The following is a 24,642-nucleotide window of genomic DNA, read 5'->3' as shown; positions in this document are numbered from 1 at the left end:
CTCTCCTCAAAGATCGCCGCGGGGGCCGCCGGGGATCTGCCCCAAAATGCGCTCCAACTCGGAAACGGTTGTACGCAGGGCCGGCCCGACCTCGGCCTCCATGCGCTCGACTGACAGCATTTCAGGCATGGCCCCGCAGGTGAAGACCACCGGCTCGGCCAGATCCCTCGGCTGGAACGGCGTGGCGACGGCATGGATCTGGCTGGCGAAGTAGTGTTCGGGGTCTGCGATTGCGAAGCCCCGCCTCATCAGCTGACCAGCCATCTCGCGACGGATTTCCTCGGCCCGCTTCGGCGTCAGGCCACGGTCGCCATCTGCATCCCGCAGGGCCTGGCCAAACTGTTCCGGCGAAAGCGCCGCCAGCAGGGTTTGCCCCGAAGACGAGCCGATGAACGGCAGGCGGTGTCCCACCTCAAGCCAGAGCGAGGCGACGGTGCGGGGTCGCCAGGTCTTCACGATCAGCATCTTGGCCCCGTCGCGCACCAGCAGGAGCACCAGCGTGCCGGTCTCATCGGCCAGACGCTGCATCAGGGGCCCGGCCATATCGACGAAGCTGATCGAGGCGGATGCCATGTTGCCCAGCACAAGCAGCGCGGGACCGGGCCTATACCGGTCGTGGTGTCGCGCATGGGTCAGGTAGCCGAGCGACTGCAACGTGAACGTCAGACGCGAAACCGTGGACTTGGGCAAGTCCGTGCGCTCCGAAATCTCGGCGTTGGTCAGACCGTCGTCCGATGGGCGGAAGGCACGCAGCACGCTGAGCCCCCGCGCAAGCGTGGTGGCGAAACGCCGGTCAGTCGTCGTGGCCTCAGTCGGCTCACCCATCACATGCTCCCCGGAATGAGGAGCGACAGTATTGGAAAAGACATTATTAGGATCAGGACCAGTACGTCGATGGTGAGGAACCGCAGGATACCCGAGAAGATGCGATCAATTGGTACTTCTCGCCCCACGACGTTGGCGATGACGAATACGTTGAGGCCCACGGGCGGGGTGATGAGCCCGATCTCCAGCAGCTTGATGACGACAACGCCGAACCAGATCAGGTCGAAGCCGTAGCCCTCCACCAGCGGAATCATCAGCGGCAGGGTCAGCACCATGATGCCGATCGGGTCGAGGAACATGCCCAGCAACAGGTAGATCGCCGCGATCGCGATAAGCAGGACGACGGGCGACAACTGCGCGTCCGTCACCGCGCCCACGATCGCCGGGGCCACGCCGGTCAGTGCGACAAAAGCCACGAATATTTTGGCGGCGGCAGCGATCAGGAAGATGCTCGCCGTCTGGATGCAGGTTTCACGCAAGCTCTCCCACAGGGCCGTCAGAGTAAGCTTACGTTGCAGGAAACCGATCAGAACGGCGGCGGAGACACAGATCGCGGCGGCTTCGGTCGCGGTGAAAATACCGCCGTAGATACCGCCCACGATGATCACGAAGAGGGCGACGGCAGGCCAGGCATCAACGGCCGCGTGCAACTTGTCACGCACCGTGATCGTGCCTTGGAAGGCTGGTGCGGACGACGGATCGCGCCAGACCCAGAGGTAGATCACCAAGATGAATCCCAGCAGCGATATGATCCCCGGCAAGATGCCCGCGAGGAACAAAGCGGAGATCGATGTCTCGGTAAATATGCCATAAATTATGAACAGGACCGACGGCGGGATCAGCGACCCCAATGTTCCCCCCGCCGCGACCGAGGCCGTGGCCAGCCGCTTGTCGTAGCCCATGCGCAACATTTCGGGCGAGCAGATGCGGCCCATGGTCGATGCACAGGCAATGGACGACCCGGTGATCGCCGAGAACCCGCCGCAACCGACCACGCTGGCCATAGCCACCCCGCCCGGCACCCGCGCCAACCAGACGCGGGCGGCGTGATAGATCTTGGTCGTGATATCGGCGCGGTAGGCGATGTGGCCCAGTGCGACAAACAGCGGAATCATCGACAGGTCATATGAATGGATAAGGTCGAAAGAATTTGAGAACACCATCGACGTGGTCGGGCGGATCGCCCGCAGGGGCGTGAAGTCCCCCGTGCGGAAGGCAAACATCACGAAGCTGCCAACTGCCGCAACACCCGCCAGCGCGAAGGCGATCGGCACACGAATTGCCAACAGGCCGATGACGCTGCCGAAGGCGAGCAGGCCGACGAGCGTGCCGTCCATCAGGTTTTCTCCGACATCAGGTCGGTGGTCTTGCCGCCCTCGACCTCTATGTGGCTGCCCGCGCGGATTGTGCGGATGTCAGCCACCACCATCAGCAGCAGACGCAGCCAGCAAAAGGACAGCCCCACCAAGAAAATCGCCCGACCCGGCCATTTCGGCAGGCTGAGTTCACCGAAGTAAAAAGAGCCGGACGCGATGTTCTTCATCACCTCGTTCCAACCGGCATAGAGCAGCGGCATCAAGGAAAGCACACCAAAAAGGCTGCCAAAGACGATCAGCCAGTCCTGCGTGCGGGGGGTGAGCATCTTGGACACGAATTCCACCACGATGTGCGCCCGCGCCGTCGTTGCAGCGGCCAGCGGCAGGACGATGGCGGCAACCATCAGCTCGGCCACCATGACGATTGTGTCTGGAATGCCGGAATTGAGTGTGGCGCGCAAAACCACGCTACCTGTAATCAGCAGGCATAGACCGGCCACGGCAAAGGCCGCCATATCCAGAAGGAACCGTTCGATGCGATTGAGCATGGGATGTCCTTGAAATCGGTGTGGCCCCGCCCCCCGCTCCTGGTGGGCGGGGGCCGGCAACCAAACGATCAGCGGGTCCAGGGGTAGCCTTGGGTGTCCCGCTCCTCGGCGTATTTCGCCAGCAGCGTTTCGTACTCTGCCAGCAGGGCAGAACCGTCGATGCCGACCCCGGACGCACGTTCGACCCAGGCATCGACATATTGCGCGCCCTGCACCACCAGCTTGTCACGCTCGGCCGTGCTCAATTCGATGACTTCGACGCCAGCCATGAGCATTTTCTCGACGGCAGCCGCGTTGTCGGCGGTGATCAGTTCGCCCAGCTTGTCGGCCATCGCGACGCCCGCGTCGGCCATCGCCGCCTGGATCGCCGGGTCAAGGCCATCATAGACGTCCTTGTTCATGAACACGCCCAATGCGCCCACCTGACCCCAGTTCAACAGCGTGTAGGAGGTCATAACTTCCTCCTGCTTGAGGGCACCAACGGCGTAGCTGTAACCCTGCGAGCAATCCAGAAGACCTGTGTCGAGCCCCTGATAGGCATCATAGATCGACATCGGCACCATGTTGGCCCCGAAGTCACGGAACGTATCACCATAGGCACCGACGCCACGAATCTTGAGTCCGTTGATGTCATCCACGGTCCGGATCGCGACATCCTTGCAGCCGATGTTCACGGCCGATGTCGTGAAGGTGCCAAGGTAGACGAGGTTCTGATTGGCCAGGTTCGCCTGGATCGTGTCCGAAGACCGCATGAGGTCGTCGGTGGCGCGCATTCCAACCCACGCGTCGGCGTTGACGACCGGAAGATCGGCAATGCCATAGCCCACCATCTCTTGCGGGAAATAGACGCTGATGATGGTTCCAAGATCGGCAACGCCGTCCGCGATGGACCCGACGGCCGCGTTCGCCTTGAACAGCGCACCGCCCCATTGAACATCGATGACGACTTCCCCGTCGGTACGGGCAGTCACTTCATCGACGAAGTGTTGAAGTGCTGCAGCACGCGCGCCCCGGTTTGGGCCCGCTTCGCCCAGAATCAACTTCGTTTCTGCCGACACGGCAGTTGCGGCAGCCAAGCAAATTGCCGCGGCGGACAGCGCGATACGCTTGATTTTATGGGGTTTCATCGAATCTCCTCCCTAGAAATTCCACTATGCAGAACAGTATTCCGATATTCAGACCGTATGATGCACGAGGAACCATTGCAAGCCGTCGCGCAGTAGGCAGCAAAGGTCCCATTTCACCAAGCCGCATATGACGAGACCACGAGATCTTGGACCCTCCGGCCCTAACACGAATGTGGCGCGCCACGTCGAAGCCCTTCATGAGGATGCGCCGCGCAGCACCGGTCCGATCTCCTCCGAGGCGCGCCGCGTCCGGACTGGTGTGGCGATGCCCACGCTTCGGATACCGGTCTTCCCTGGCCCTGCGGCATATTTTCATCCCACGGCAGCCTTTCAATCATGACGCTGACTGATACATCTGTCGGAGATAAGGAGTTGGCGCATGCGGGAATGGTGGCGAAGTGCCGTAATCTATCAGGTCTACCCTCGGTCATTCCAGGATGATGACGGCGACGGCGTTGGCGACCTGAGAGGGATCACGCGACGCTTGGACCACATCGCAGAGATTGGCGCGGATTGCATTTGGCTGTCGCCGATCTTCCAGTCCCCACAAGCGGACATGGGTTATGACGTTTCTGATTATCTAGCCATTGATCCCTTGTTCGGAAACCTTGCTGATTTCGATGCGCTGATCAAAGGGGCGCATGCGCGGGGTCTGAAGGTCATCGTCGATCAGGTGCTTTCGCATACCTCGAACAAGCACGAGTGGTTCAAGCAATCGCGCCTCAGCCGTGATAACGACAAGGCAGATTGGTACGTCTGGGCCGACCCCCTGCCCGATGGCTCCCCGCCGACAAACTGGCACAGTCACTTCGGAGGACCCGCTTGGGAATTCGACCCCCAGCGCGGACAGTATTATCTGCACCACTTCCTCGCCTCGCAGCCGGACCTGAACTTCCACAATCCGGACGTCGTGGACGCAATCTTGGACACCTGCAAGTTCTGGCTGGACCGCGGGCTGGACGGCTTCCGTCTGGATACGGTGAACTACTATTTTCACGACAAGGAGCTACGTTCTAATCCGCCGGCACAGACACGACCGCAGGTCATGGCGACCGATCTGTATGGGATGCAGCACAACCTATACAACAAAACCAGGCCAGAAAATCTGGGCTTTCTGGAGCGGATGCGCGCCCTGACCGACCAGTACGAGGACATTATGATGGTCGGCGAGGTCGGCGAGATGGGGCACCGCTCCATCGAGATCATGGGCGAGTATACCGCCGGGATGTCCCGGCTCCACATGGCGTACAGCTTTGCGATGTTGGGACCCGATTTCAATGTGGAGCATTTTCAGAATTGCATTCAAGGGTTTCAGCGCGGTGCACCTGACGGCCACCCCTATTGGTCGTTCAGCAACCATGACGTCCCCCGACACGTCAGCCGCTGGGCCGAGCATTCGGTTTCCGAAGACACGATGGCGCGCCTTGCCTGCGCGATGTTAATGTCGTTCGAGGGGACGATCGGAATTTACCAAGGCGAGGAACTGGGTCAGACCGACACCGAATTGACCTACGAAGAACTGACCGACCCGCCCGCGCTCCGGTTCTGGCCCGCCGTCAAGGGACGCGACGGGTGCCGTACGCCGATGGTCTGGGAAAAGGACGAACCCAACGCCGGGTTCTCAACGGGCAAGCCGTGGCTGCCGGTCAAGGCACCACAGGCGGCAAAGGCCGTGGACAGCCAGACCGAGGACGGCATCCTCGCCTACTACAAGGCCGCCATCGCCCGCCGCAAGGCAAGCCCTGCCCTGACCCAAGGATCAACGACGTTCCTGACGCTGCCCGAGCCGATACTGGCCTTCACGCGCAGCGCCCCGGAGGAAACGTTGACCTGCGTGTTCAACCTCTCGCCAGAGCCGCACACCCTAAAGGTAACGGGCGAGGCAACCACCATGTTCTCCAACGAGGCCACGCTTGACGACGGCACACTGACGCTTGACGGCAACGGTTTCGCTTACTTGTCGCACGCTTCGAAGATCAAGATTACCGCAGTTTAGGGCAGGCTTTCAGCGCCCCAGATATCGGCCATGTAGCCCCTGATCGTGCGATCGGAGGAGAAGAACCCGGAGCCCGCGATGTTACGCAGGGCCAATCTGTTCCAGTGATCGGGATCGGCATAGGCGCGGTCCACTTCGGCCTGACACGCAAGATAGCTGTCAAAGTCGGACGCCACGAGAAACGGATCGTGGTTCCACGTTGAATTGACGAGGCCGTTGTAGCGGTCGGCATCACCGGGGCTGAACCGACCTTCGACCACCATTTGTAGGATATCCTGTAGCGGCTGACTCGAAAGAATGGCCTGACGCGCATGAGCGTCCACCTGGTATCGGTCCTGAACCTCGGACGCCGTCATCCCGAACAGAAAGAAATTCTCTGCGCCCACGTGTTCTCGAATTTCAACGTTCGCACCGTCCAGTGTCCCGATGGTCAACGCGCCGTTCATGGTGAACTTCATGTTGCCGGTCCCTGAGGCTTCCTTGCCCGCGGTGGAGATCTGTTCCGACAGATCGGCCGCCGGGATCAGGCGTTGCGCCATCGAGACGTTGTAGTTCGCGGGATAGACTACCTTGAGGAGGTCGCCCGTCACGGGATCGTTGTTGATCGTATTTGCGACGTCATTGATGAAGTGCACGATCTCCTTGGCAACGAAATACCCCGGCGCGGCCTTGCCACCGAAAATCTTGACCCTCGGCGTCCAGTCTCCCTGCGGGTTGGCGCGGATCGCAGACCAGCGCGCGATCGTTTCAAACACGTTCAGCAACTGCCGTTTGTATTCATGCATTCGCTTGATCTGCACATCGAACATCGCGTCCGGATCCAGCGAAATTCCAAGCTGATCCGACGCCCAATTGGACAACGCGACCTTGTTCTGGCGCTTCGCCACACCGATACGGTCCCGAAGATCGCGATCCGTTTCGTGTTTGCCAAGGTCGGCAAGACGTCCAAGGTCGTCCTCCCAGCCCGGCCCGATGGTCTGCGTCAAAACCGAGGACAAAGCCGGGTTCGACAGTCGAAGCCAACGCCGGGGTGTGACGCCATTGGTCTGGTTCACGATCCGCGCCGGGTAAAGCCGGTTGAGACCGGCGAATACCGTTTCCTTCATCAGTTGCGTGTGCAGCGCCGAAACGCCGTTCACATGCGATGCCATGACGAAGGCCAAGGTGCCCATCTCCACCTGATCGTGCCTGACGATTCCAAGATCGGCGGTACATTGGGTGACTGATTGATGCTCCTGATCTATGCGCTCGATAATCTGCATATGGCGCGGCAAAACCCGCCCCATCAGCCACGTTGACCATTTCTCCAACGCCTCGGGGAGAAGGGTGTGGTTGGTATAGTTCAGACACCCTGCGGCAATGCGTTTCGCCAGATCCCAATCCAGGCCGTGATCGTCGATCAGCAGGCGCATCAGTTCCGGCCCGGCAAGCGCGGGATGCGTATCGTTCATCTGGATCGCGATCTTTTCAGGCAGCAGGGCAAGATCGTCATATTCGCTCAGGAATCGGCGCAGAATGTCCTGCAACGCAGCCGAGGTCAGGAAGTATTCCTGCTTGAGCCGCAACTCCTTTCCGCTGTCGGTCGTGTCCTCGGGATAAAGCACCCGCGACAGCGTTCGGGCCAATGCCTCGGGTTCCGCAGCCGCCGTATGATCGCCCGAGTTGAACCGTTCAAGATCGAAAAGCTCGGTCGGATGCGCGCCCCAAAGACGCAGCGTGTTCGCCCATTTTCCCTGCCAGCCGACAACGGGCATGTCGTAGGCGCGGGCAAAGACAGTCTCGGAGGGGTGCCAGACGGGTCGCCCGTCAACAATGCCGACATGCCCCTTGAAACGGATCGTGTAGCGCGCTTCCGGACGCTCGAATTCCCAGGGGTGTGGCTGGTTCAGCCAATCTTCTGGAAGTTCTACCTGACGGCCATTTTCGAACTTCTGACGAAACAGGCCATGTTCATACCGGATACCGTAGCCGTAGGCGGGGCATTGCAGGGTCGACATGCTTTCAAGAAAACATGCCGCCAAACGGCCAAGTCCGCCATTCCCCAACGCGGCATCGGGTTCGTCTTCGACGACATCCGCGATGCTGACGCCCTCGCTGTCAAGAACGTCTTTCACCGCCTCAAGCAAGCCAAGGTTCATCATGGCATCCGCAAGGATGCGCCCGATCAAGAACTCCATCGACAGGTAGTAGACCCGCTTGCCCTGCGCCTCGTAGGTTTTTCGGGTGGCGGCGAACCACGGCTCGATGATCAGATCACGGACGCTGTAGCTGACCGCCATGCGCCAGTCGTGAAGGCTCGCGTGGGGTTTATCTTTGCCCAGCGTGTAGGTCAGATGCTGTGTGACTCGGACGCGCAGCGCTTCTGCGGACAGATCAATCATCGAATTCATGGAAATCCCCAGTCGCGCCAAGGCCACCCGTGCCCGCCCCGCGCAGGGTCGGTTTGTCATACGCACACTTCATGGTGACATCCGCGCCTGTCGTCAGGCGATCCGATTATCGCCGGTCCTCAACATAAGTTCGCTTGATGTCAGGTAACCACATCTGGATCAACCCGACCCGTGCTGGCGGTCAAGTCCGAAAGCAGCATCGCTGCGCTGCGCACGTCTGCCAAGGCGTATTCCGGTTTCATGTCAAGTTTGTCCGCCTTGGTTTCAAGTTGTTCAAGATAGATGCGGATGGTGGCACCCTCCGTCCCGGTTCCTGAAAGACGGAACACGGCCCGGCCACCACCCGCGAAGGTGATGCGGATGCCTTGCCCAGAGGAGCGGGACCCATCGACCGGGTCGTCGTAGGCGAATTCATCCGCCGCCTCGACGGTCAGGCCGCCCGCCTGTGTCCCGGCCAGCAACGGCAGCCTGACGCGCAACGCCTCGATCATTGCGCTTGCCTTGTCGCTGTCGACGGCCTCGTAATCGAGGCGCGAGTAGTAGCAACGTCCGTACTTCGCCCAGAAGTCGGACATCACCTTCGCAACCGGCTGACCCGTCTCGGCCAAGATGTTCAGCCAAAGCAGGACCGCCCAGAGGCCATCCTTTTCGCGAACGTGGTCGGACCCCGTCCCGGCGCTTTCCTCACCGCAGAGCGTGACCTTGCCCGCGTCCAGCAGATTGCCGAAGAATTTCCAGCCGGTCGGCGTCTCGAAGCAGGCGATGCCAAGGCTGTCGGCCACGCGGTCCACCGCACGCGACGTCGGCATGGACCGCGCAACCCCGGCCAACCCATCCTTGTAACGGGGGGCCAGATGCGCATTTGCCGTCAAAACCGCGAGGCTGTCCGAAGGGGTCACGTACATGCCACGCCCGACGATCATGTTCCGATCCCCGTCACCGTCTGACGCGGCCCCGAAGTCCGGGGCATCCCCGCCATACATCTTGTCCATCAGGGCCTTGGCCCAGATCGGATTGGGATCGGGGTGGCCGCCCCCGAAATCGGGGCTGGGCGTGCCGTTGACGACAGTCCCGTTGGTCGCGCCCAGTGCGCCTTCCAGAATTGCGTGGGCATACGGGCCGGTAACCGCGTGCATGGCATCGAAACGCATGGTGAAGCCGCCGGCGAACAGCTCGCGAATCTTGTCGAAATCAAAGATCGTTTCCATGAGCGCCATGTAGTCGCTCACGGGGTCGACGATCTCGACCTTCATCCGGTCGATTTTGGTCACCCCCAATTGGTTCAGGTCGATTTCGGTTCCGGCGGTGATCTTATAGCTCCTGATTTCCTGAGTCCGCGCATAGATCCGATCCGTAACGGTCTCTGTCGCCGGACCGCCGTTCGGCCCGTTATATTTCAGGCCAAAGTCAGCATTTGGACCGCCCGGATTATGGCTCGCCGACAGGATAAGTCCGCCGTCCGCCCGACGCTGCCGAATGAGGTTAGAAACAGCCGGGGTCGACAGAATTCCCCCTTGTCCGACGATGCATTTCGCCGCGCCGTTGGCCGACGCCATGCGCAGGATCACCTGGATCGCACAGTCATTGAAATACCGGCCATCGCCGCCAACAACGAGCGTCTTCCCCTGCACGCCATCGATCCCGTCAAAAATGGACTGGACGAAATTCTCAAGGTAGTGCGGTCGCTTGAAAACAGCGGTCTTCTTGCGCAATCCGCTGGTGCCGGGTTTTTGCCCATCAATCGCGTTCGTTCGAACTGTCTGCATCGGCATGGCCTGCCCTCCCCTTCGTCTACTCTTTTGCGGCATTCGTCAGACGCCGCGCTCCTGTCCCGTCTCATGCGAGAATACGACGACAGCCTCCGCTGCCACCTGCATACCCTGCGTCACCTTTATGGCATCATCCTGACTGGTATCGAACCGGCGCACCCATGCTTCGCCCTCGGGAAGGGCCGGTGGTTCGATCTCGGTGGCCTCCCCACGGTTCAAGACAACCAGCAATGCGCCTTCGCGTTGCACGTATTCGGGTGATCCCGACGCCATGCGCATCTCGGCAACGATGATGTCCAGATCCGGGTCGTCCCAGTCGACCTGACGCATCGCTGCCCCGTTGGCGCGCCGCCAGAACAGGTCAGGCTCGCCGTCAATGAGTCTTCGGCGCGAGTGCAGGAAACGCTTTTGGCGCAGCAGCGGATGCATGTTACGGAACGCGATCGCTTGCTGACAAAAGGTGAAAAACGGGTCGTCCTCGTTTGGCCAGTTAACCCAACCGATCTCGTTGTCCTGACAGTAAGCGTTGTTGTTGCCACCTTGGGAATTGCTCAACTCGTCGCCAGCCAAGATCATCGGTGTTCCCTGCGATAACATCAGCGTCGCCATCAGATTTCGCTTACGGCGAACACGGGCGGCAATGATCGCAGGGTCATCGGTCGGCCCTTCGACGCCCATATTGTCGGAGTAATTGTTGGAATGACCGTCGCGGCTGTCCTCGCCGTTGGCCTCGTTTTGCTTGACAGAATAGCTTACCGCATCTTGCAGCGTGAACCCGTCGTGCGCCGTCAGAAAGTTTAGCGACGAGGTAGCGGCACGACCGTCGTGGTCAAAGAACTGGGCAGACCCGGTAAGGCGGGCCGCGATATCGGCGACCTTCCCTCGGTCACCGCGCCAAAATTCGCGCGTGTTGTCGCGGAACTTGTCATTCCACTCGGCAAACGGGGCCGGATAGGCTCCCAACTGATAGCCGCCCGGACCGATGTCCCAAGGCTCCGCAATCAGCTTCACCCGGTTCAGAACAGGGTCCTGGCCGATGGCACGGAAGAACGGCCCGTCCCTCTCGAACCCGTGGCGCGTGCGACCAAGTGCGGAACACAGGTCGAACCGAAACCCGTCCACGTGCATGACCTCGACCCAGTGGCGCAGGCTGTCCATGACAAGACGGATCACGAACGGATTCTCGAAATCCAGCGTATTCCCGCACCCTGCATCGTCGATGTAGTAACGCCGATCATCGGCGAGCCGGTAGTAGCTCGCATTATCAAGGCCCCTGAACATCAGGGTCGGCCCCAGTTCGCTGCCTTCCGCCGTGTGATTGTAGACAACATCGAGGATCACCTCGATCCCTGCCGAGTGGAACCGCTGAACCATTTGCTGAAATTCGGCGATGTCACTGCCTTGCATATAGCGCGGATCGGGGGCGAAGAACCCGTAGGTCATGTACCCCCAGTAGTTGGTCAGCCCGCGGTCGAGCAGGAATTTCTCGTTGAGAAACGCCTGCACCGGCAGAAGTTCGACCGCCGTAACACCGAGGTTGTTCAGATGTTCCAGAATGGGGTCGGAGGCCATTGCGAGATAGCTGCCCGCGTTCGGGATATCCTTGCGGCCTGCAGTCAGGCCCTTCACGTGGGCCTCGTAAATAATTGAATTTTCAAGGGAATGATGTGGCCGGGGCGTCTCACCCCAGTTGAATGCAGGATCGACGACAACGCTGCGCGGCATGTACGGCGCGCTGTCCGTCTTGTCGAAGCTGAGGTCCTTGTCCTTATGCCCGGTCTTGTAGCCGAACAGGGCGTCGTGCCACTTGGGATGCCCGGTCAGACGCTTGGCATAGGGATCGATCAGCAACTTGTAGGGGTTGAAGCGGTGGCCTTCCTCAGGCTTGTAAGGACCGTCCATTCGAAAGCCATATTGCTGCCCGGGGTGCATACCCGGAAAATAGCCATACCAGACGTGCCCTTCACGCTCGGGCAAGGGGATGATCTGATTTTCGTTTCCCTCCTCGTCGAACAGACACAACAAGACCTTCGTCGCGTGTTGCGAGAACACAGCGAAATTTACGCCCTCTTCATCAACCGTCGCGCCGAGCGGCGATGGATGACCCGGACGGATTGGAAACGGTTCAACGCTCAAGGTCGCGCCTCTGACAAGGACAAATAGATATCATGGTAAGCCGCAGCTGACACTTCCCATCCGACGGGCTGCTTCATTGCATTCGCCTGCATCGTCTTCCAGACTTTCGGCTGGGCGTAGAGACTGCAAAGGCGCGCGAATGCGTTGGAAAGCGCAGGTGTCGTGACCGGGAAAAACTGCAACCCGGTAGCCGCGTTTCGCGCCAACGCGGCGGGGGACGCGTTGATCACCGTGTCCGCCAGCCCACCCGTCAGCGCCACAAGGGGCAAGGTGCCATAGCGAAGGCCGTAAAGCTGCGTCAGGCCACATGGCTCGAACCGTGATGGGACCAGAATCGCATCGCCGCCGGCCATCATCTGATGCGAGAGAGCTTCATCATAGCCGATTTTGACCGCGATATTCGCGTGGGTTGACGCCGCTTCGTGCAAGGCGACCTCCAACCTGGGATCGCCAGATCCAAGCAGGGCCAATTGCCCCCCACGATCCAAAAGTGTTGGCAAAGCCTCCAGCAACAGATCGATGCCTTTCTGTTCCGTCAGGCGAGATACGAGCACGCAAAGAGGGCCCTCTACCTGCCCAAGCCCAAAGGTCTTTTGCAGGGCCCGTTTGTTCAGGGCCTTTCCGGCCACGCCCTTGTAGGGCTTGATGTTCGGGTCAGTCGCCGGGTTCCAGACATCAAGGTCGATCCCGTTCACGATGCCAACCAAGTCTGCCTGGCGGTGCCGCAGGACGCCATCCATCCCCATGCCGAACTCGGGCGTCAACAACTCCTCCGCATAGGTTTGCGATACGGTCGTGATCCTGGCGGCCCCCGTCAGGGCCGATTTCAAGGCAGATATCTGCCCCCAGAATTCAAAATGATCCGCGTCAAATCGTGCCCGGTTCAATCGCAGAGAATCCATCCGGGCGGCGGGCGCGTTCCCGTGGAACGCGATGTTGTGGACGGTGAAAACAAAGGGCACATCGGTTCCCGTTGCGTGCATGTATTCGGGTGTCAGACCTGCTTGCCAGTCATGGCCGTGAACGATGTCCGGGGCCCATCCGCCCACCCCCGCTTTCGCGACCTGCGCAGCAACATGGGACAGCGCCGCGAACCGTTCCGGATTGTCGGGCCAATCACGTTCCGTCGCATCGACGTAGATGCCCCCGTCGCGGTCGTACAGGTGCGGCGCATCGATCACCAGCAGGTCGAGCCCCGCGACACGCCCCCCGCGAAGCCGGGCAGGTCCGCCGAACAGGTCGTCGAAGGTCTCCAGCACCTTGGTCTTGCCGAGCTTTGCCATGACCGCCCTGTAACCGGGCAGCAGGACGCGGACCTCGTCGCCGTAAGCGGCCAATGCGCCCGGCAATGCGCCGGCCACATCGGCCAATCCCCCGGTTTTGATCAGGGGGGCACACTCCGATACGACGAAGAGGATTCTTGTCATGAATCGGCAGCCCTTCTGTCCAGCATGACTTGCGTGATGAGCGTCGTTCCCCGGTCGGTGACGCGGAACCACTTCGCGTCCTCGGTCGGATCTTCCCCGACGACAAGACCGTCGGGGATCGTGACACCGCCATCAATGACAACCTGTCGCAGACGCGCGGACCGGTTGACAGTCACGTTCGGCAACAAGACGGCATGATCCAGAACGGCATAGGAATTGGTGTGCACGTTGGTGAAAAGAACCGAATTGCGGACTTCGGTTCCCGAGACGATGCAACCTCCGGACACCATCGAGGATATCGCCATGCCCCGCCGGTCCCGTTCATCGTGGATGAACTTCGCGGGCGGGACGCTTTCGTTGTACGTCCAGATCGGCCAGGAGCGGTCCCATAAGTCGAGTTCGGGCGTGAAGTTCGTCAGATCGATATGCGCCTGCCAGAAGGCATCGACAGTCCCGACGTCCTTCCAGTAGGCCGGAGCCCCCGGTTCACGAACGCAGCTGTCGTCAAACCGGTGGGCGATGGCCTTTCCGTTCTTCACGATATCGGGGATCAGATCGCTTCCGAAATCGTTGGAGGAGTTCGGATCTTCCGCGTCCCTGAGAAGAAGATCCCGCAAGAATTTCCAGTCGAACACATAGATGCCCATCGACGCCAGTGCCTTGTCCGGATCGCCGGGGATACCCGGCGGGTCCGCGGGTTTTTCAAGAAAGCTGGTGATCCGACCGTCCTTGTCCGTCGCCATCACCCCGAAGGCCGTCGCCTCCATGCGCGGGACGGTCAGGCATCCGACCGTGACGTCGGCACCGGAGTCGACATGCTGACGGAGCATGATCTCGTAATCCATTTTGTAGATGTGATCGCCGGCAAGAATGACCACGTAGTCAACATCGTAGCTATCGACGATATCGATGTTCTGCGTCACGGCATCAGCCGTACCTTTGTACCAGCTTTCCGTCCCACCCCGCTGAGAGGCCGGGAGAACATCGAGAAATTCGTTCCGCTCCGCTCCGAAGAAGTTCCAGCCGCGTTGCAGATGCCGGATCAGACTGTGCGCCTTGTATTGTGTTGCGATGGCCATCTTCCGGATGCCGGAATTCAGCGCGTTTGACAGGGCAAAGTCGATAATGCGCCCCTTGCCGCCAAAAGGGACGGCAGGTTTCACACGTCGATCCGTCAGCTCCTTGAGGCGACTGCCTCGCCCCCCGGCAAGCACAAAAACCATGGATCGCTGTGTTAAACGTTTCGTCGGCATTCTCAGTCCTCCCTCGTGTCATTTCCCGGCTTCGCGTCGCAGCCGCAGGACCACCACCGCCAGCGGCGGCAAGGTCAGCGCGATCGACTGCGCGTGACCGTCAGCCGCCACCCCGGCTGTGTCTGTTCCGCCCAGATTACCGCGGTTCCCGCCGCCGTAAATTGCGGCGTCGGTATTTAGGACTTCCTCCCAATATCCCGGCTCGGGGACGCCGACACGGAAATCCAACCGTTCAACCGGCGTAAAGTTGCACATCACGACAATAGGTACGTCATTCGCAACGCCGAAACGTGCGAACCCCATGGTTGACTGCGCAGCATCGTTCTTCAACCAGGCAAAGCCTTCGGGGCGGCAATCGTTCACGTGTAGCGCCGGAGTATCGCGGTAGAGCGCGTTCAGGTCGCGAACCAGGTGTTGCACCCCTTTGTGGGCGGGCAGATCGGCGACCGTCCAGTTCAGTTCGGCGTTATGGTTCCATTCCTCAGGTTGGGCAAATTCGCACCCCATGAACAGAAGCTTCTTGCCCGGCTGCATCCACATGAATGCATAGTAGGCACGCAGGTTTGCGAACTTCTCCCATTCGGTCCCGGGCATCTTCCCGATCATTGAGCCCTTGCCGTGAACGACTTCATCGTGGCTGATTGGAAGGATGAAATTCTCCGTGAAGGCCCAGTCGATCGGAAAGGTCATCAGGTGATGATCATGCTGGCGGTAGATCGGATCCTTTTCCATGTATCGTAGCGTGTCGTTCATCCACCCCATGTTCCATTTGTATCCAAACCCAAGGCCGCCGGTATGCACAGGCTGCGAAACGGCCGGGAAGGAGGTGCTTTCCTCGGCCACCGTCATCACACTGGGGTCGGCACCATAAACAGCAACGTTCATCTCCTGCAGGAAGGCGATAGCCTCGTAATTCTCGCGCCCACCGTCCTTGTTGGGCACCCATTCACCGTCATTTCGCGAATAATCCCGGTAAAGCATCGAGGCCACCGCATCGACGCGCAATCCGTCCAGATGATATTCTTCCATCCAGTATAGGGCATTGGCCACCAGGTAATTCTTCACTTCACGCCGACCGTAATTATAGATCAGCGTGTTCCAATCCTGATGGAATCCTTCGCGCGGATCCGCGTGTTCATACAGCGACGTGCCGTCGAAATGGGCAAGGCCGTGATCATCCGTCGGGAAATGTCCGGGCACCCAGTCCAGAAGAACACCGATATCGGCGGCATGGGCGGCCTCGACGAAGTCACGGAATTCATGTGGCGGGCCGAAGCGGATTGTCGGCGCATACAGGCCGACAGGCTGGTACCCCCAGGATCCATCGAAGGGAAATTCCGATACGGGAAGAAGTTCGATGTGGGTGAACCCCATGAATCTGACATATGAAACGAGGTCCCGTGCGAGCTCTTTATAACTGAGCGGTCGCCCTCCGTCATCGTACCGCCGCCGCCACGACCCCAAATGCACCTCATAGATCGAAATCGCGCTGGCACGATCCGAACGGGCCGCACGGGTCTTCATCCAGCCCTGATCTTTCCAGCCGTAGCCCTTGATATCGCGCACGATCGAGGCTTTTTCGGGCGGATGCTGCGATCCGAACCCGACCGGATCCGCTTTCAGTGCGAAGCTGCCGTCAGCCCCCAGGATCTCGTACTTGTACAAGGCCCCCTCGCCGACCTCAGGCAGGAACACCTCCCAGACGCCGGTATCACCCGCAGGCCGCATCGGGTTCCGGCGTCCGTCCCAATGGTTAAAATCACCGACGACGCTGACCCGACGAGCATTGGGGGCCCAGACCGCAAAATGGACGCCCTCAACGCCTTGGTGCCGGACCACATGGGCCCCCAAAACTCGCCAAAGCTCCTTATGGGTCCCCTCCCCGACCAGATATCGATCGAAATCCGTGAGCACGGGGGAGAAAGCAAACGGGTCCTGAATCGTGTGAACCGATCCGTCCGCATAGCGCATCGTCAGCGTGTATGCTTTGCCGGAAACGGGGCCTGAAAAGACATCACCATCAATCCGGGACAGCGGTGTCTGCTTGCCCGCGACCGTCGCGGCGACTTCAACTGCGCCTGGCTGAAAAGCCGTGATCCAACGTCGATTTCCACTTTTGTGGGGGCCAAGAACGTCGAATGGCGCGTTGTGCGCACCTGCGTTCAGGTCTGCAAGCGCATCACTCGTCAGGAATTCCGGGAGTTGCCGTGTCGAACTTTGCCCGAGTTTGTTCGTCGACATTCTTCCAACTCCAGCAATATCAGTGCGTTGAAAAGTTTTAAACCGTGACACACCCCAAATGTGAACACGCGCGGATAGGGCACGTCAACCAAACCGCGTGTTCATCGGATGCCCAACGGCGTCAAACCCTTGGATTAGACGCGCCTGAGAGCGTTAGGGGCGGCAAACAAGATCGACGTTTGGCCTCCGCAACAACGCCTGTGGCCGAGATCGCAGTCGTGGCAGGCGTCGCATTTATAAACAGCCCAAACCGCGCTGGAAGCATCATACTCGCCCGCATCAGGCGCTCAATATACGGAATGAGCTGCTGCCGGTTTGGTGGACGGCAACTTAAGCTTTCATCGCTCTCACCTCGTACTGCATAGGGCTTAGGTATCCGTTGGTCGAGTGGCGACGTGTCGGGTTGTAGAACCGCTCGATGTAGTCGAAGACCTCAGCATGGGCTTGATCACGGGTGCAGTAGACCTTGTGCTTTACCGGTTCGATCTTGAGGGACGAGAAGAAGCTTTCCATCGCAGCGTTGTTCCAGACATTGCCTGACCGGCTCATCGAACAAGTGACGCCGTTGTCTGTCATAAGACGCTGGAACGGTTCGCTGGTGTATTGGCTGCCCTGGTCTGAGTGATGCAGTAGTTGGTTGGGTCGGCCTCTGCGCCAGATGGCCGTCATTAGGGCGTCTGTGACCATTTGCGCCGTCATGGCGTCCTTCATCGACCATCCCACCACGCGACGTGAGAACAGATCGATCACCACGGCGACATAAAGCCAACCTTCCGCAGTCCAGATGTAGGTGAAGTCGGCAACCCATTTCTGATTTGGCCCATCTGCTTCAAACTCTCGCTCAAGCACATTTGGAGCAATGATGGATCGCTCGCCTTGATCCTTGGGAAGTTGGCGACATCTGGGTCGAGCCCTGAGGGCGTTCATGCGCATCAGTCGCTCAATGCCGTGAAGACCACATTCAAAGCCTTCCGCCAACACATCATGCCAGACACGACGCGCACCATAGGTTCGGTCAGAGCGCACAAAGCTCTGCCGCACCACAGCGGTACGCACACGTTTTCCTTTACTAATCTGGATGAAGGCGGTTTTCTTGGCGCAAGGGAGGCGAAGAAAGACATGATCGTCTCACATCAAAACCATGAAAAGAGCCTTTTTGGCCGGGATTTGAGGTGGCATGGCGAGAAGAACAGCAAAACCTGCCGCAAGTGGTAAATCCAAGCCCGCCCCTGCAACAGTCGCCAAGGCGAAAGCAACCGCAAAGGCTGATTTGATTGTTCCTATCGTAGGCTTGGGTGCCTCTGCCGGAGGTCTTCAAGCATATAGTGCCTTTCTTGACGCAGCCCCTTCCGATACTGGCGCAGCATTCGTTTTGGTCCATCATGTCGATCCGGATCACAAGAGTCTCATGGCCGATCTATTGGCCAAGCACACAGATATGCCCGTTGTACTCGCCGAGGACCAGATCCGCGTGCAACCCGATCATATCTATGTCATCCCGCCGAAAAAATACATAGAGGTCAAGGCCGGTGTATTGCATCTGTCTGAACCAAGAGACCGCCGCGGCACGCGCATGCCGATTGATTTCTTCTTGCGGTCCTTGGCCCAGGATTCGGGGCAATACGCCATCGCAGTGATCCTGTCGGGCACGGGCAGTGACGGTTCAGCGGCCATCCGGGAGATTAAGGAACAAGGCGGCATTGTTCTGGTGCAGGAGCCTGCCGAGGCACCGCATGACGGGATGCCCCGCAGCGCGATTGCGACCGGGGCGGTCGATTATGTTGTTGAGATTCCGAAGATGCCTGACATTATCGTCAGTTATGTCCGGCATCCTTTCATTCAAAATGCCCAAGCGAAAAAGGTATTGGGTGAGGATGCCAAGAGCTCATTGGATCAGATCATCGCTGTCCTACGGGCCCATTCACCAGTAAATTTCGATCTTTACAAGGATGGCACATTACTACGTCGGATTGAACGGCGGATGGCATTGCGGCACATGGAGAATTCGGGTGACTACCTCGCGCTCTTGCAGGACTCGGAAGATGAGGCAAAAAGCCTCTGTGCTGATCTCCTCATCAGCGTATCATCGTTTTTCAGGGATGCTGATGCTTTTGAGTATCTCGACAAGACCGTAATCGAAGGACTGGTCAAGTCCCATGATCCTGGGCAGCCCGTACGGATATGGATTCCGGGGTGTGCCACCGGCGAGGAAGCCTATTCACTGGCAATTCTGTTTATTGAGAAAATTACAAATCTTCGAAAAGACGTAAGGTTGCAGATCTTTGCATCCGACGTCGATGAACGTGGGTTAACGATAGCCCGAAATGGGGTCTATCCGGATTCCATTTCCGAAGATGTTTCCGCCATTAGATTGAAACGGTTTTTCACAAAGGAAGATCATAGCTATCGCGTGGTACCGGAATTGCGTGATGCGGTTGTCTTCGCCAACCAGAACATTCTATCAGACGCGCCTTTCTCTAAACTTGACCTGATTTCGTGTCGCAATCTGATGATTTATTTGACGCCCGATGCGCAGGAACGCGTCATCCAGATGTTTCATTTTGCCCTAAATGATGGCGGCATTCTTTTTCTCGGCATGTCCGAGACAACTGGCACCAATAGCGCGCACTTTCAGCCATTGTCGAAAAAATACCGCATCTACAAACGCGTGGACCACGCACGTAATCGCTCGTTTGATTTCCCCCTTGTGCAACGTCCTTTCACCAATGCAGCGACCGCTCCGACACGCAGGCCGTTTCAAGCGACTGGCAACAAGCTGGCGCAGTTGAGCCAAAGTCTTCTCGTCGAACATTATGCCCCCGCAGCCGTTCTTGTGAATGACCAGTCAGAGGCCCTTTATTTCGAGGGGCCCACGGATGACTATCTCAGGGTGCCGTCAGGCGAAACAAGCCGTGATCTCCTCGCCATGGCCCGGGAGGGACTCCGCGCGCGACTGAGCACCGCCATTCGGGCGGCGCGGACGAAAGATACAGGGGTAAGGGAAAGGGCCACGATCACGCGCAACGGCGAAAGAGTCGGAGTGGAGATTCAAGTTCATCCGGTGACCTTGGACGAAGCCAGGTTGTTCCTGGCCACCTTCGCTGACCAACCCACGACTCCGGTTGTGTCCGCAGCGGAAGAATCGAACGCCGAAATAAATCGCCAGCTGGAACAGGAGCTTGAAACGACGCGGACTGATTTGCGCAACACTATCAGTGATTATGAGCAGACCACGGAGGAACTGAAGGCCGTTAATGAAGAGGCCATGTCGATGAACGAGGAGTTTCAGTCGACGAACGAAGAGTTGGAGACATCCAAGGAAGAACTGCAATCACTGAATGAAGAACTGACAACGCTTAACACCCAGCTTCAGCAGAAGATCGACGAAGAACGTCGGATGTCGGATGATCTCAATAACTTGCTGTCAAGCTCAGGTATTGCAACGTTATTTCTCGATACTGGATTCAAGATCATGCGGTTTACGCCAGCGACACGCGAGTTGTTCAACCTGATCAGCAAAGATGTCGAGCGTCCATTCAGCGACATCACTGGCAAGGTCAAGGATCCGGACCTTCTCAAGGACGCTGAATTAGTCCTTGAAACCCTTGTTCCAGCCGAACGTGAAGTTGAAAGCGTAGATGGACGTTGGTTCGTTCGCCGCATTCTTCCCTACCGTACGCAAAGAGGCAAGATTGATGGTGTCGTGGTGACATTTGTAGATGTATCGGACCTCAAGACCTTGCAGCGTGAGACCGCAAATGCCCGGGAATTTGCCGAGAGCATTATCAGCACCATGCGTGAACCAATGCTGGTGCTTGACGATACATTCACAATCCTCTCGGCTAGTCGGTCGTTCGATCGAATGTTCCCGACGGAAGGGGCGGGTATTATCGGAAGAGACCTGTTCTCGATCCAGAACCGGCAATGGGACGTCCCTCGGCTACGCGAATTTCTGGAAACCATTTTGCCTGAGAAAGCTGTGGTGGAGGCCTTTGATCTGCAGCTGGATACCTTTGGTCTCGGACGGAGAGACATGCTCCTGAGTGCCAGACGGATCGAAGGGCGGCCGAAAGGCCAAGAGTGTATTCTGCTGGTGGTGGAAGATGTAACTGACGAGAAGAAGGCGCAGCGAGCCATTCAGGATCGGGAAACACGGCTCCGCGCCATCCTTGATGCCGCGCCTGAGGCGATTCTGACAATTGATGAGCACGGAATTGTTGGCACTTTCAGCTCAGGCGCAGAGGGTATTTTCGGATTCAAGGCTAATGAGGTTCTTGGTCAGAACGTCAAGATGCTGATGCCTGAACCCGATCGCAGCAGGCACGACGGCTACCTGGAGCATTACATCAAGACCGGCGAAAAGAAGATCATTGGAATCGGACGCGAGATGGATGCGGGACGCAAGGATGGTTCCCGAGTTCCGATCCGGCTGACGGTGTCTGAATTGGAGATCGACGGCGCGCGCCATTTTCTAGGGATCATTCATGATCTGACGGTGGATAAGAAAAGGCAGGCTGAATTGCAGCGCGCCCAGAAAATGGAGGCAGTCGGTCAATTGACGGGTGGCTTGGCACATGACTTTAACAACTTGCTAACAGTTGTCATTGGAAATCTTGAATTACTCGAAATGCGAACCGACGACGTCCAGTTGCGTGAGCTTATCGATGAGGCGCTGGAGGCGTCAAGTCTGGGTGCAGCGCTCACCAGTCAATTGTTATCCTTCTCGAAAAGCCAGTCCCTTGCACCGGAAAGCGTCGCTTTGAACGACTTGGTAAGAACGATGCTTCCGCTCCTCGAGCGTACTCTAAATGAGCAGATCAACATTGAAACTCGGCTTGCTGACGATCTTCAAGCAACGCTTGCAGACCCGGGCCAGATCGAAAGCGCGATCCTGAATCTGGCGATCAATGCGCGCGATGCAATGCCGAATGGCGGAACTCTTACACTGGAGACCCGGAATGTTGCGCTGGATGCCGACTTTGCGGCCACTCAGATCGATGTCATGCCGGGGGACTATGTTTGTCTATCCGTTACTGACACGGGCGTCGGTATGACTCCCGAGACGCAATCGCGGGCGTTCGAACCGTTTTTCACCACAAAGGGACCGAGGGCTGGATCGGGCTTGGGGCTTAGTATGGTATATGGCTTTGCGAAACAGTCTGGGGGGCACGTAGCAATTTACAGTGAGGCCGGACAGGGAGCCACAATCAATCTATTCCTGCCCGTTGCTGTGGAAAGAGTGGGGACCAGAAAAGCTTTAACATCCGAAAAAGTCTCAGAAACGGGGACCGAAACTATTCTAGTGGTCGAGGACGATCCGAAAGTCCGACGCTTGACTGTGACACGCCTTGAGGAATTGCAATACAAGGTTGTTTTCGCTTCGGACGGCCCGCAAGCAATGAAGATATTGGAGCAGCGCGAAGATATCGATCTGGTACTGTCCGACGTCGTCATGCCGGGCGGAATGACAGGCTATGATGTGGCTGAAAAGGCGGTGGCTTTGAGGCCTGCCGTAAAAATCCTGTTGGCTACCGGTTATTCAAAGGGGGTTGAGCCAAACGGGAAGACCAGAAAGGGTGGCTACCGGACACTGCGCAAGCCTTACGGTTTGCAGGAATTGGCGCGCACATTACGCGAGGTACTGGACTAAAGCGGCTTGCGACGTTCAGATTGTAGCAACGCAGGCACAGCCGTCAGTGTGCACGATCTTAACCAGAGCCGGGACGTACCGGTGGCGTTCAATACAGCGTTGCAGTCATTAGACTCGATTCTTTATGGCTTGAACCAACGGCGATCATTCTGCGCCGTTCATAAGGTACATCATGCGACAACACGAAAATTAACGTCTTGAATAATACAGGGAGGCACTGAGCTACCGAGATCGCAGCGCGTCAGCTCTGTGACCTTCCGCCCAGAAGAAAGACTTCCTACCGTGAAACCGTGAAACCGTGAAACCGTGAAACCGTGAAACCGTGAAACCGTGAAAATAATCCAAGAAACATTCGGCGGCAAGATCAGGGCTAGAACGATTCACGGCGCTGAAGAACTCCACGGCATTTTCTTGGGGTGTCCTTAAGAGCCTCTTGCCAAGTAATTTTGGCTCAAAGAAACTGATTGCCGCATCAGGCATGAACGGCAGCTATGGCTCGAACCTGCCGTTCGCGGTGAAATGCCAAGCGGCTTACCTCGACCAACTCTTAGTCCAGAATCCGTTGCATTGCTTCATGCAGAATTCCATCGCAATCAGCCTGCGTCTGAGACATCGAAAGCAGATTTATCTGTGTACCATCGTCGTGTTCAGGCGGGGACATCACAACCACACCTGTTTTGTTATGCCCGAACCGAAACAACAGGTCACCAAGCCGCTGCAAAAGGGCTTTAGTTTGCATCTGACGGCCAGGGTGCAGTTCCTGAACAATCGAGATGGCTGGGCCAGGCCGCGTCCCCGAAAGAATAGCTGCTGCTGTCATCGGGATAGAGACTCCGCTCCAACGTCCGTTACATTCGATCCAGTGGATCTTGCCGATCCCGTCAGCGGCGCGGAATATCACCGCGTCAAAGCTGCACCTTCCGAAATATCCAAGTCGCTGCAAGATGCCCGCAATGCGTAACGCCTCAGCGCTCAAATGGTCCTGCAATACTTGTGGCAAGGTCGACGGCGATGCGCCTACAAAGGTGGCCGCGCTGTCACGGACGTGTTGTTCAAAGATGCCCTCGACAACAGGTGGGCCATCTTGAACACGCGGCACCCAGATCTGTGCAGAAGGGCTGCACGTGACATCCTCGTCCCATACACCCACCAGGATCGGGTATGTGTCTTGCCAACCGAAAGTTCGAATACGACGCAGCAGGAAGTTTCTCAGGTCATCAAGGCTTTTGCCCCGAACCGTAGCTGTGTCGAGGCGAAGGTTTCCTGCTGAGCCTGCGCTATCAGGCACTTTGACCACGATCTGACTGCACGTCCTGCTCATCCGGCTCACCAACCCTGCCGCCGCCGCCGGGCCGTATGCCGCCTGCGTGGGGGGCGTTGCTTGATTGCCTAGAATGCTGCGGGCAAGCTGTCCGAACCAAAGCTTGTTATTGACCCGCTGCGCCAGTCTTGGTGAGGGCCCCCAGACATGGATACAGCATTTGGTTGCCTCTCCCAGACTTTGAGCCAAGCGCCAACTGTGGCCCGTCGTCAGGTAGGGTTTCAATATCAAGCCGCTCGACCTTTGTACCGAGTAGGCCAGCATTTCCAGAATCTTCCCGGATGTGCGTACCTGTTGCGCAACCGGGCGGGCGTCATCAGCGGATCCATGCAGGTATGTAACGTCTTCTTGCCCCAGAACTTCTGCAAGATAGTCCTCGAAACAGCGGACCCGCCTGCGGACCAATACGCTGTCGCCGGACTTTGCCAACAAAGCCATGCGATAATCAAGCCGCGATGCCTGTGCCGATACAAACAGTGCAATTTCGGACTGGTCCCCGATCAGCAAGGATGGCCCATCAGCGCGCCCTTGAGCAACATACGGTCCAAAATTCAGTGATGACAGCAGTGCCGGTTCGTCATCAAGCAGGTCTGCAACAAGGCGTTGATCCCCGCGATCCGTAGGTGGGTTACGATCCGTCATA

14 protein-coding genes and 1 pseudogene are annotated in these 24,642 nt (G+C 58.2%); 3 read left to right on the top strand and 12 right to left on the bottom strand.

All coding sequences use genetic code 11. The features are described 5' to 3' along the window. Nucleotides 1-6: 6 nt before the first annotated feature. From BLV27_RS10810 to BLV27_RS10795, 4 genes are all read right to left on the bottom strand, one after another. Nucleotides 7-825 (bottom strand): IclR family transcriptional regulator, encoded by an 819-nt coding sequence (locus BLV27_RS10810; protein WP_092645793.1) that lies wholly within the window; start codon nt 823-825, stop codon nt 7-9. Continuing rightward, a complete protein-coding gene (locus tag BLV27_RS10805) occupies nt 825-2,162 on the bottom strand; it encodes a TRAP transporter large permease (protein WP_092645791.1) in 1,338 nt (445 codons plus the stop codon). The genes BLV27_RS10810 and BLV27_RS10805 overlap by 1 nt, the downstream gene beginning before the upstream one ends. Continuing rightward, complete coding sequence (locus BLV27_RS10800; RefSeq protein ID WP_092645789.1) at nt 2,162-2,689, bottom strand: TRAP transporter small permease; 528 nt, start codon at nt 2,687-2,689, stop codon at nt 2,162-2,164. The genes BLV27_RS10805 and BLV27_RS10800 overlap by 1 nt, the downstream gene beginning before the upstream one ends. Before the next feature lie 68 nt (nt 2,690-2,757). Then, the gene (locus tag BLV27_RS10795; RefSeq protein ID WP_092645787.1) at nt 2,758-3,816 is read right to left on the bottom strand and encodes a C4-dicarboxylate TRAP transporter substrate-binding protein; all 1,059 of its coding nucleotides are present in this window, start codon (nt 3,814-3,816) and stop codon (nt 2,758-2,760) included. Between the two features lie 379 nt (nt 3,817-4,195). Between BLV27_RS10795 and BLV27_RS10790 the strand changes: the two genes are divergently transcribed. Beyond that, nucleotides 4,196-5,812 (top strand): alpha-glucosidase family protein, encoded by a 1,617-nt coding sequence (locus tag BLV27_RS10790; RefSeq protein WP_092645785.1) that lies wholly within the window; start codon nt 4,196-4,198, stop codon nt 5,810-5,812. Here the strand turns inward: BLV27_RS10790 and BLV27_RS10785 are convergent. The 7 genes and pseudogenes from BLV27_RS10785 to BLV27_RS10755 all read right to left on the bottom strand — a co-directional run. Next, on the bottom strand, nt 5,809-8,202 hold the full coding sequence (locus tag BLV27_RS10785) for a glycogen/starch/alpha-glucan phosphorylase (protein ID WP_092645831.1): 2,394 nt from the start codon (nt 8,200-8,202) through the stop codon (nt 5,809-5,811). The genes BLV27_RS10790 and BLV27_RS10785 overlap by 4 nt on opposite strands. 140 nt (nt 8,203-8,342) lie before the next feature. Continuing rightward, nucleotides 8,343-9,974: an alpha-D-glucose phosphate-specific phosphoglucomutase gene (locus tag BLV27_RS10780; protein ID WP_092645783.1), complete on the bottom strand. Its 1,632-nt coding sequence runs from the start codon at nt 9,972-9,974 to the stop codon at nt 8,343-8,345. A 39-nt stretch (nt 9,975-10,013) separates the two neighbouring features. Next, nucleotides 10,014-12,107, bottom strand: a complete 2,094-nt coding sequence (glgX, locus tag BLV27_RS10775; protein ID WP_244504622.1) for a glycogen debranching protein GlgX — start codon at nt 12,105-12,107, stop codon at nt 10,014-10,016. Beyond that, nucleotides 12,104-13,534: a glycogen synthase GlgA gene (gene glgA / locus BLV27_RS10770; protein ID WP_092645781.1), complete on the bottom strand. Its 1,431-nt coding sequence runs from the start codon at nt 13,532-13,534 to the stop codon at nt 12,104-12,106. Before glgA ends, glgX begins: the two co-directional genes overlap by 4 nt. Then, complete coding sequence (glgC, locus tag BLV27_RS10765) at nt 13,531-14,787, bottom strand: glucose-1-phosphate adenylyltransferase (protein WP_092645778.1); 1,257 nt, start codon at nt 14,785-14,787, stop codon at nt 13,531-13,533. Before glgC ends, glgA begins: the two co-directional genes overlap by 4 nt. A gap of 18 nt (nt 14,788-14,805) precedes the next feature. After that, complete coding sequence (glgB, locus tag BLV27_RS10760) at nt 14,806-17,028, bottom strand: 1,4-alpha-glucan branching protein GlgB (RefSeq protein ID WP_092645776.1); 2,223 nt, start codon at nt 17,026-17,028, stop codon at nt 14,806-14,808. Between the two features lie 330 nt (nt 17,029-17,358). Continuing rightward, nucleotides 17,359-18,069: pseudogene (locus BLV27_RS10755) on the bottom strand (IS3 family transposase); the annotation flags it as partial. Between BLV27_RS10755 and BLV27_RS19355 the strand changes: the two are divergent. Further along, nucleotides 17,977-18,243: a hypothetical protein gene (locus BLV27_RS19355; RefSeq protein ID WP_170831418.1), complete on the top strand. Its 267-nt coding sequence runs from the start codon at nt 17,977-17,979 to the stop codon at nt 18,241-18,243. The pseudogene BLV27_RS10755 and the gene BLV27_RS19355 sit on opposite strands and share 93 nt — an antisense overlap. Continuing rightward, nucleotides 18,206-22,678, top strand: coding sequence for a chemotaxis protein CheB (locus tag BLV27_RS10750; protein ID WP_092645774.1), 4,473 nt, complete (start codon nt 18,206-18,208; stop codon nt 22,676-22,678). The genes BLV27_RS19355 and BLV27_RS10750 overlap by 38 nt, the downstream gene beginning before the upstream one ends. Nucleotides 22,679-23,225: 547 nt before the next feature. Here the strand turns inward: BLV27_RS10750 and BLV27_RS10745 are convergent. Further along, on the bottom strand, nt 23,226-24,641 hold the full coding sequence (locus BLV27_RS10745) for a preATP grasp domain-containing protein (RefSeq protein ID WP_092645772.1): 1,416 nt from the start codon (nt 24,639-24,641) through the stop codon (nt 23,226-23,228). Between the last annotated feature and the right edge of the window lies 1 nt (nt 24,642).

The organism is Jannaschia faecimaris (assembly GCF_900107415.1).
GTDB classification, from domain to species: domain Bacteria; phylum Pseudomonadota; class Alphaproteobacteria; order Rhodobacterales; family Rhodobacteraceae; genus Jannaschia; species Jannaschia faecimaris.
The sequence above is the reverse complement of the archived record's forward strand: the minus strand, read 5'-3'. Positions and strand labels throughout refer to the sequence as shown.